9 protein-coding genes and 1 pseudogene are annotated in these 10,227 nt (G+C 42.1%); 1 reads left to right on the forward strand and 9 read right to left on the reverse strand.

Annotation, left to right across the window (positions count from 1 at the left end):
* Positions 1 to 552 (reverse strand): annotated as a pseudogene (locus PN447_RS14225) (SAM-dependent methyltransferase); the annotation flags it as partial.
* A 152-nt stretch (positions 553 to 704) separates the two neighbouring features.
* Here PN447_RS14225 and PN447_RS14230 point away from each other — a divergent pair.
* A complete protein-coding gene (locus PN447_RS14230) occupies positions 705 to 941 on the forward strand; it encodes a hypothetical protein (RefSeq protein WP_271763691.1) in 237 nt (78 codons plus the stop codon).
* 127 nt (positions 942 to 1,068) lie between these two features.
* Here PN447_RS14230 and PN447_RS14235 read toward each other — a convergent pair whose 3' ends face one another.
* The 8 genes from PN447_RS14235 to PN447_RS14270 form a co-directional block, all read right to left on the reverse strand.
* Positions 1,069 to 1,233, reverse strand: a complete 165-nt coding sequence (locus PN447_RS14235) for a hypothetical protein (RefSeq protein ID WP_271763693.1) — start codon at positions 1,231 to 1,233, stop codon at positions 1,069 to 1,071.
* A 64-nt stretch (positions 1,234 to 1,297) separates the two neighbouring features.
* Positions 1,298 to 1,420, reverse strand: coding sequence for a hypothetical protein (locus PN447_RS14240; RefSeq protein WP_271763694.1), 123 nt, complete (start codon positions 1,418 to 1,420; stop codon positions 1,298 to 1,300).
* A 126-nt stretch (positions 1,421 to 1,546) separates the two neighbouring features.
* The gene (locus PN447_RS14245) at positions 1,547 to 5,164 is read right to left on the reverse strand and encodes an Ig-like domain-containing protein (RefSeq protein WP_271763695.1); all 3,618 of its coding nucleotides are present in this window, start codon (positions 5,162 to 5,164) and stop codon (positions 1,547 to 1,549) included.
* Between the two features lie 536 nt (positions 5,165 to 5,700).
* Positions 5,701 to 6,990, reverse strand: a complete 1,290-nt coding sequence (locus PN447_RS14250; protein WP_271763696.1) for an ABC transporter ATP-binding protein — start codon at positions 6,988 to 6,990, stop codon at positions 5,701 to 5,703.
* A gap of 138 nt (positions 6,991 to 7,128) precedes the next feature.
* Entirely contained in the window at positions 7,129 to 7,962 is an 834-nt protein-coding gene (locus tag PN447_RS14255) for an ABC transporter permease (protein WP_271763697.1), read from the reverse strand.
* Positions 7,963 to 8,297: 335 nt separating this feature from the next.
* Complete coding sequence (locus PN447_RS14260; protein WP_271763698.1) at positions 8,298 to 8,522, reverse strand: AAA family ATPase; 225 nt, start codon at positions 8,520 to 8,522, stop codon at positions 8,298 to 8,300.
* A gap of 23 nt (positions 8,523 to 8,545) precedes the next feature.
* The gene (locus PN447_RS14265; RefSeq protein WP_271763700.1) at positions 8,546 to 8,683 is read right to left on the reverse strand and encodes a hypothetical protein; all 138 of its coding nucleotides are present in this window, start codon (positions 8,681 to 8,683) and stop codon (positions 8,546 to 8,548) included.
* Between the two features lie 714 nt (positions 8,684 to 9,397).
* Positions 9,398 to 10,042, reverse strand: a complete 645-nt coding sequence (locus PN447_RS14270; protein ID WP_271763701.1) for a Uma2 family endonuclease — start codon at positions 10,040 to 10,042, stop codon at positions 9,398 to 9,400.
* Positions 10,043 to 10,227: the final 185 nt, after the last annotated feature.

The raw sequence follows: 10,227 nt of genomic DNA on the forward strand, positions 1-10,227 counted from the left end.
GGTTTGTAGTTGGGTATCTACTGTCTGTAGGCGCTCATGGGTGGTTTGTAGTTGAGTATCTACTGTCTGTAGGCGCTCATGGGTGGTTTGTAGTTGGGTATCTACTGTCTGTAGGCGCTCATGGGTGGTTTGTAGTTGAGTATCTACTGTTTGTAAATTTTCATTAATCTGTGTTTTTAAGCTGGAGATTTCTGCTATTAGTTGTTGGTTGATAACTACAGATTCTCTGAGAGCTTGGAGCAAATTAAAATTTATTTCTCTTTGGTCTTTGAAGAGAAAATTTAATAACTTTAAAGTCGCTTTTTGTAACTTTTTGCTCAGATTAAAAGGAAAGCGGTTGAGTTTATCAGGCCATTTGGTGCGAGTATATGCCCTATCCTCAGCATTTTTGAGGAAAGATTCAATATAACTCAGGTGTAATGTCAGATTACTTGTATCTGCATAAGATGATTTTATGACTCCTTGAGGGCGACCTTTTCTTTTAGCCACCTCATCGCGGATCTTAGCCATTAATTCATCAACGTTAATTTCGGGATTGTTTTCTCCGATCATCGCTCAACATATCTAACTAAATCAAGATGTATCCTATCATCAAGTGAACAGTGACTAACATGGTTTAAAAACTAGTTCTAGCTCTCCCTTAAAGATAGCTGTGGTTTAAATGTATCATTTCTGGGGAAAATTTCAGCAATTTTGGGTAAATTTTGGCAGCAGTTAACTATAATATTCTCACCGATCGCGATCGCCATGGAAAACTAAAAAACATAGATTTTAATTTTGCCTTCAGATCCACTGCTTATAGGGGTAGGCGATCGCGGCTCTTAACCCCTCACCTTTGTGGTACGGGCGATCGCGAAGCGCTGCTGCAAACAGATCGCACCAGGGCTGGTGATAAACCAGCCGGGGAATTAATTCCCCGGCTGAAAGCGAAAGTCCACTAAAAGTGGACTGGTAGGTAAGATAGAATACTCTAGGCAATGATTTTTGACCCTATTTTCCCTGTGAGAATTAACACTCAGTCGGATTTATCCGACTTTAGCTATTAGACAGGGGTTTCTAACCCCTGGCTCACCCCTGGCTGGGGTGGGCGTTGACTATGAGCGATAGCGAAGCGCTGCTGCAAGCAGATCGCGGCGATCGCTGCTGATAAACCAGCCGGGGAATTAATTCCCCGGCTGAAAGCGAAAGTCCACTAAAAGTGGACTGGTAGGTAAGATAGAATACTCTAGGCAATGATTTTTGACCCTATTTTTACTGTGAGAATTAACACTCAGTCGGATTTATCCGACTTCAGCTATTAGACAGGGGTTTCTAACCCCTGGCGGGGTGGGCGCTCGCACTTTGTGTTAGGGGCGATCGCGGCGATCGCTGTTGACCCCCGATGTTGACTCTGCTGGGCAATATCCCCGACTTCTACCAAAATTTATCACCACCTGACAAGATCATAGTCAGAAGTCGGGGATATGAGTACTAATTCTGACAAAAAAAAAGGCATAAGTTGATTATGCCCTAGAAAAAGTTATGAAAAAGGTATGTTTCTATTCATCTACACAGTGAAATCTGCTGCAGTTAGAGCAACGTTACCAGTGAGTTGAATGAACAAGTCATTTTGGTCAACATTAAGATTAGCGTCACCACCACCCACAATGTAAGTATTATTTCCAAGAGTAAAGAAATTAACAGTACCTTGAGCTATATTTAATGCTGCTACAGCAGCTAAATTCGCGGGGGCGTTAGCAAGAAGTTGTGCTGCATTAAATCGTAGACCCGTCAACACAATTCTGTCGGTTCCTGGGGTGAAGCCAGTAATGACATCGAATGTTGTACCCGCACCGGTTAAAGTTGCAGCATTGGAGTCAGCAACAGCAGTATAAACAAATCTGTCAGCACCAGCACCACCGGTTAATCTGTCAGCACCAGCACCACCGGTTAAGGTGTCATTACCAGGGCCACCATTTAAAGTGTCAGCACCAGCACCACCGGTTAAGGTGTCAACACCAGCAGTACCGGTAGCTGTTAAATTGCCAGTAAAGGTATTTGCATTAATTGTTACTCCAGTAGGATTGTTTCCAGTGAGGGTAGGAGCAGCGATCTGCAGGTTTCCGTTACCTGTGACATTAATGGTTAAGTTAGTTGAATCACTGGTTATTTGGGTGATGTTATTTGTACCCGCTGCACCACCTAGGGTAGAATCGATATTTAAGGTTGCAGCAACAACAGTTGGTGGAGGATTCAGTGGAGGATTCTGTGGAGTATTTGTTAAGGTTAAGTTAACACTTTGTGCTGCTTCTCTAAGATTTAAAGCTTGTGGTGCTCTTATAAATCTTGTGTTGTCATTAGCATCAACTGCTCCTCGACTTTCCAGGGTAAATCTGTCATCGGCAGCTGCACCACTGAGATTAACCGTTGTTGCAAACAATTCATAGTTGTTAATCCCGGTGATTGTACTAGCGTCTACTGTTGCTGTGGTCAAATTAACAGGAGGGTTCGCTAACCTTTCTAATCGCAAGGTTTCAATGCTAACAGCAGCATTGACGGCAGTAACTAAGCCAGTATTAGCAGCAGTATCATCAAGGCCAATATTTGCGTTATTACTCCTCAATACCAATGTATCTGTACCACTGCCACCATTAATAACATCATCTTCACCCCAGTCATTTAGTGCATTCCCTACCAGGATAATAGTGTCATCGCCATCGTCGCCGATTAATGTGTGATTGCCGGTACCATTTACTGTCAGACGGTCATCACCAGCACGACCGATTAATTCATGATTGCCATTACCATTTACTGTCAGACGGTCATCACTATCATTACCTTCGGGACCACCTCTTAAGATGCTACGACCAGTAGTATTATCGACCGTGACAGTGTTGTTACCAGTACCACCATTAAATTCAACGCTTCCACCTTGAAGGATCAAGGGTAAAACATCATTGTTTGCATCCAAACCACCGTTTAAATCACCAGTGTGTTGTGAGGCTTGAACCCTTGTCTGAGCATTAGCGTTTAAAGCGATTGGGTTGGTAACAGTTAGGTCAGCATCCCCAGTAATATTGATGGTTCTCAGCGCATTGAGGTTATTTACTCCGGCTGCATCTATTTGGATGAATGCTAAAGTACCAACTTCATTATTTCCATCCGCATCTGTGCTGTTTGTTTCTAGGTTGAGGGTAGCGATTCGGTTACCTTGGATGTTAAGTCCACCCAACTCAGAATCAGTCAAGGTGACAGAAGCAGTGGTTGCATTATTACCAAAATCGCCAATAATAGTGGGGCTATTAGTAACGTCCTCAATACCAAATGAAATCCCTTGTAATCCTCGGACTGTCGGGTTTACTGTTGGGTTAGATTGAATGATTACTTCCTGAATACCGCTACCAGCTAAACGGGTAAAGTCAATATTATTAGTCAATCCGATTAATTCAACTCGTTCAACACTGGTTAAAGTCGGGACTGTAGCATTCGCACCGTAATATTGGAAGGTATCTGTACCAGCCCCACCGTTGATCTGGTCTCCAGCTTGGACACTACTAGAAAATCCAGCACCACCACCACTGTTGTCACCAACAAACAGGTCATTACCACTGGTACCTCGGACATTATTAAGTACATTGGTGAGTTCAAAGGTTCTGCGAGTATCAAATGTGCTTTCCTGCCCAAAATTCGTATTACCCGTTGCATCGGTAGCTACGCCTTCTGGTACAGCTACTCTCACCTCTGATGCACTAGCACTGGGACTCACCGATAAAGTGTATACACTGTCACTAACTTTAGTGAAAGCTCCCGGAGTACCATTTGTAACACCGATATCGCCGGCTTCAAAGCCAGTGACATTTTCTGTGAAAGTAAAGGTGAAACGAAAGTCGCCGTTCTCTAAGCGCTCGTCATCAATTCTGACTTCTGGTCGCGCATCAACAGGTGAAGCACCACTGGCAATACTTTGGTTACCAGCAGCATCAGCAGCAACTGCGGCTCTGACACTGACGGTGGGTGTGGCACCTGCAGCGGGATTAACTGCTAAGGTGTATTGAGTAGGGCTGACTACTGTAAAGACTCCCGCTGTACCGTTTGTGACTGTAATATCTTCAAAAGTAAAATCAGTTACTGCTTCAGAGAAGGTGAAGGTGTAGAGAGTGTTGTTAAGACCAGGAGTAACGGTGACTGTGGGCGCTTTGGTATCAACTCGTTGAACTGATGTCTGCTCTCTCACCGCCACTGTCAACTCACCTTCAAAGTTGGCATTAGGTGTAACAACTAAGGTGTACTCAGTACCGCTCTTTGCTGTGAAAGCTCCTTTAGTCCCGTTGGTGACTGTAACATCATCAGCGTTAAAGTCTGTGACTGCTTGAGGGAAGGTGAAAGTGTAGGTGATATTTCCGATAGCAGTCCCCTCCACATTGTCTGTAATGGTGACACCACCGGGACTGGGAGATCCGCCGACTAACTGATCAACACGTCTGTCAAAATTGTTTAGGTCTTGCTGAGTTGCATTCCCCAGGATTTCTAGATACACCTGACCTTTGCTGGCAGTATTGAGTCTTCCACTCCATCTACTGAGATCCTCTGCTGAAGCTGTCCGACCAAAAGCATTTTGATATACGAAACTAACAAACTGATCATTAGTTGTGTATTTACCTCTTGCTTCATCGGAGTTAGCGGCACCATTAACAAGTTCAGCAATGGATAGAGTACCAGCTCTCAACAACTCAACTCCAGTTTGAAGACCGCCTTCGTCTCCCGCCCGACCCAGTAACGCCACATAAAATTGTTGAATAGCTAACTCGTAGCTCTCATTTTTTGCGCTGTCAATGTTAGTTCTCAGGGTTCCTGCTTGGGGAAGCTGACTATTCTGGATTCCCTGTAAAGTTTCCAGAACCCACTCAGATCGTTTGGATGGATCTGGTGTTGCGCCTAAACGCCCTGTTAAACTAATTCGACTAACGATGTCTGGTGGTTGCAGAGCAAAATTTGCGTAAACCCGGTCAATAAATTGATCTGTAGTTAGACCGTTTATTTCTGGTGAAGCAGCAAAACCTGAGGCCAATTGTGCCAATGTCAAGGTTTTGCCTAGTTCCAGCCCCTGAACTAAACCTAGGGTATCTGCCGCTTTACCACGGAAAGCAATATATAAACTCTGGATTTGATCAATAGTTACTGTCATAACTTTGAATTTTCACTCCTTTGAAGTTGGATACTACGCAACATCACACCTGTAAGAAAAAGATGATAGTATGTAACTTTGGCTACATAAGAAAGGTTTTGTGGTTATAAAATTTATACTCAGTTAAACAATGCCAAAGCATTATTTGGACAAAAGTATAATATAATGCCAAGACCTATGGTCTAACATTTTGGTTCTGTTTGTCATCCATCTAAAGATAGATATTCAAACTTCTGTTTGCTCTTGTCATCCATCTAAAGACTGATATTGATTGAATACTTGTGATTTAGTACCTATGTCCATGAATCAAGATTAAAAATCGCTGAAACCTAGGTAAAATATGGATATTAGATATTAATACTTTTCTTATGAGAGGAGTAAAATCTTATTTTTTGTCATTTGTCATCTATCTTTAGATAGATTTTTTAATACTCATAGTCATAATTTACCCCTTGAAAAAATGAAAATCCCTCTTGACTACCTCTAGAGGTAATCAAGAAGGATGAGTATGAGAGGTTCTTTATTTGAGACCGTAACTATTCTTTCTTTCCTAGTTCCACAGGGATTTGGCAAATATTGAATTTAATACAAGATTGTAAATCTATCAAGCCATCACAGGAACTACCGTTATGGACTTCAAAAACTAGCAGTTCATCCACCCAGTCATAACTTACACCTGTTTCGGAATGTATACCCACAGTAATGGTATAAACTCCCTTATTCATCAAACAGGGAACTTGAAACACAACTTGCAATTGTTGGTTTTCTTGAATATCCGGTAATTTCACCTGCTGTAAGTGGGTGTTAGTGCCATAAATTACTAACCCCATGAGATTTCTTAAGGATATACCAACAACTAAATCAGAAAGCTCCCCTTGAGCTTGGATTAATATACTAATTTCAAAACTCTTACCCGTCTCTAATTTGGTGACTGCTTCACCCTGGTAATCCAGAATAGTTACCTCTTTAATTACTGCTAGCTGATTACCATGCCTACTTACACCATCATGATGATTATTTTGACTGATATGATCAGGCTGGTCAACTAATTGGGCGCTCTGGGTGATTCTGGTTTCGGTTTCCGGCTGATCATCTGCGCTTAACAGGGCAATATAATGGTTAACCACATCATTAGGAGTACCTATTTCTAGCATTCTGCCACAATTCATCAACATAGCGCTATGACATAACATTTTGACACTACTGGCATCATGGGAAACAAATAATATAGTTACGCCCTGTTCTTTGAGTTGACGAATTCGCTTCATACAGCGAGCTTGAAACTTTGCATCCCCCACAGCTAAAGCTTCATCTACTATCAAAATACTCGGTTGTGTATGAGCGACTACCGCAAAAGCTAACCTGACCACCATCCCACTAGAATAAGTCTTCACAGGATGGTCAATAAAATCCCCAATTTCCGCAAAAGCTGCTATGTCATCAAACTTAGCTGCTATTTCTTCTCGACTTAAGCCTAAAATTTGACCGTTAAAAAATACGTTTTGTCTCCCAGTAAACTCTGGGTTAAATCCGCTACCTAGTTCTAGGAGGGCGGATACCCTACCATTCACAAATACTTCACCTGTAGTGGGGGTGAGGGTTCCGGCGATAATTTGTAAGAGTGTGCTTTTACCAGAACCATTTTGACCAATAATTCCCAAGGTTTCCCCCCGGGGAACCTGTAAATTAATATCCCGGAGCGCCCAAAATTCCTGGGCGTAGTTTTTATTAGGTAGTAAAATTTCCTTGAGCTTATCTACTGGACGAGGATAACGCTTGTAAGACTTGGAGATGTTCTTTAGTGAAATGGCAATTTCCTCACCCATATCTATCTTATATTATTTTCCATGGTCGTAAGGTACAAAGTTTTTTAGTTTGAGGGAACAGGGAATAGGGAATAGGGAATAGGGAATTGGTGTGTGCTTCATTAGACACACAGAAAGGATATATTAGTAAAAACTTTGCTACAGGACATCAGCAAAAGCCGGACGCAGCTTTTTATAAACGGTAAACCCAAAACCAAATATCATCAAGGCGACTAAACTAGCAACCCCCCATTCACCCCAATGTTGCACCTCTCCCACCAAAATTAAATCACGATATACCTCGGCGATCGCCGTGAGGGGATTTAACCAAAATACCCAATTGCGCCAACCTTCGGGAATTGCCGAAGCAGGATAAATAATTGGTGTTAAATACAACCAGATATTTAAAACTACCCCCATGGTTTGGGGAACATCACGCAAAAAAACCGTTAATCCCGCAGCTAAATAACCCAAACCGGTAGTTAGCAGTAATTGCGTTAACCAAATCAATGGTAACAGCGCCAGGGTAGTATGTAAAGTATGAGTTTGTATAGCCACAAATACAATCAACGCCATTAAACCAAAAGAACTTTCAATAAACGTAGATAAAATTGGTACCAAGGGTAACAAAGCCAAGGGAAAAACCACCTTTTTAACTAAATTTGGTTGTCCTACCACGCAACCAGCGGACTGGATGAGTCCCCCAGAAAAAGCAATCCAGGGAAGCAACCCGGCAAATAACCACAATCCAAAGGTAAAATTATTTTCCGGAAGGCTGGTGAGGGTTAACTTGACCCTCAGGACAATGGAAAATACGTAAGTATAAATCAGTAACTGTGAAAGCTGATTTACCAATGGCCACAAATTCCCCAGGATTGACCCCTTATACCGGGCTTCTAAATCTCGCCTGACTAGGGTTCTGAGTAAATCGAACTTAGCCTTTAATTGCTGATTTATTGGCAGTATATTTCTCAGCTTCCCTGGGTGTCCCATAATTCCCACTAATTAATCCTTACTCATAACTGGTTACCGATAGCGTTTTCTGATTATACTGCCTAAGATACTCGATTTCTATGAGAAATCGGGTATCTGACTAATAATAAACTACAGATGAGACTGTAACCATATTTGCAAATCAGTGCGATCTGCTTGCAGCAGCGCTTCGCTATCGCCCACCCCGCCAGGGGTTAGAAACCCCTGTCTAATAGCTTAAGTCGGATAAATCCGACTGAGTGTTAAATACTCATATCCCCGACTTCTGACTATAATCTTGTTAGGTAGTGATAAATTTTGGTATAAGTCGGGGATATTTTCCGCACTCACAGGTTTTAGCCAGCTAGAAAAACTTCATCAGCATAAGTTTTATCATCCCCTGTATGTAATACTCGTTGTCTGTCTGGAGATTCTACAGTTTGTTTGAGCATTAATAACAGTTGGATAATGCCAGTTTTTCCTGAGCTATTAGTACCAAATAATCCCGTTAAAGATGCTAATGGCATCTCCCCTGTATTCTGCCAAGATTTAAAGTTATGAATAGTTAGTTTTTTTAACATCAGTAATATCTCATCGGTTTTGATTACACCATCTTTGTGATAGTTCTTTTCTTGTAGCGATCGCTTTGGTTTTGAGCCAGTGGGGGTAAAAATACTCCATCAATGCGGAAGGAAGTTTCTTTGACCAGAAAACGAGACGCAAGCCCCTGGCTTTTAGGCATGGGGATAAGTCGATAGCGACTTTAGTCGCATTAGAACGATTGACTGGCTTTAGCCACAGTGATATAATGGTTGAAGGGAGTAAGAACAACCATCTACGTGAGGAAACATCCTAGTGCGGAGAAATCCCGGCAACGGACATATCCAACTTGATTTGGAATAGTTAAAGGGCAAATAATGGCAGGATGTTGAGCGTACCTAACTGGCATTGCGATGGACTCACCAAAGCAAAAAAAAAGTAAGCGCAATTGCAATACCTTTTGTACTGGTATTTGTTTTGAGCGTGTAGGGTGTCTTTGATAGCACCGTTGAAGGTTCGTTTGTGGACTATTCAAGAATCCCCCGGCTTTTAGCCGTGGGGAGTATCAATTCCACAGACTCTTGATAATTACTAGCTGCTGGGGGTGGTTATACTAGTTCAAACAATAAACCACGAAATTGCTTAAATAGGTTGTAAAAAATAGAGTCCCCTCTCAGAGGATGTTTAGAAAATTCCTCATGGTGTATCTAATATTTTTAGATCCCCCTAAATCCCCCTTGAGAAGGGGGACTTTGACTCTAGTTCCACCCTTTTTAAGGGGGGTTAGGGGGGATCAAGAAGTGTCTAAAATCACCTTATAAAACTTATCAAACATCCTCTCATGGGTGGTTTTTGGATATTTTAGCTGAAGTGTAAAAGCTCCAAGTCCACCTACAGTGGACTAATATCATTTATGTTATAAATTATAGGGGTCTATTCCTTGAGACCTTAGATACTCTTCGAGTTTATCAGCCCGTAGGCGTTCTTTTTCAGCCAACTCTGCTAATTCTGTAGGTATGAGTAACTTAGCTCCAGTATCTAATCGATAGAACCGTAATAGTTCCCCTTCTGCTTCTAACCGCAATTGCAGAGGTTGAGATATGCGATCGCTGATGGGTTGATAAACCTCATCTTGTAAACGATAACCCTTTAATTGTTCGGGAATCCATTCACCTTTGGGGTCAAATAACCAATATTCTAAAATCCCTAACTGTTCGTATAGTAATTTCTTTTGTTCCTGGTCTTGCTTCTGAGTGCTTTTGCTGGTCATTTCAAACACTACCCTGGGTACTTGACCTTCTTCCCACAGCTTATAATTATCCCGACCCCCAGGAGCCACATTAAAAATCACCATTACATCTGGGGTCACTCTCAGTTTAGGGAATCCCTGAACATAATAGAGAAATTGATCAGCCAAGACCGTGGCTTGTTGACCGGCGAGGTATTGTTTAATCACCTCCAGGGTAGTGATAATTGCATACAGATGTATATAAGTTTCTGCCAAGGGTTCTCCGTCGGAACTAGGATATTCTATTTGGGGATTAACTACTGTGGTGGTCATGGCTACCTGCTACTCTGGTAGGTTGTTGGGGTCTATGCCTGCCGCTGCTATATAAAACCTAGACAAAGCTAGACTTTACTTTCTACTTCAAAGGGGGCATGGGAGCGGTTATCCCTCAGTAGACTTGCACGCCTTAGCCAGACGCGATTGTGTTCCAATTAAGTTTCTGAAAAAGACTACCACCA

The sequence above is a fragment of the Anabaena sp. CS-542/02 genome, from assembly GCF_028331085.1.
In the GTDB taxonomy this organism is placed as follows: domain Bacteria; phylum Cyanobacteriota; class Cyanobacteriia; order Cyanobacteriales; family Nostocaceae; genus Anabaenopsis; species Anabaenopsis arnoldii.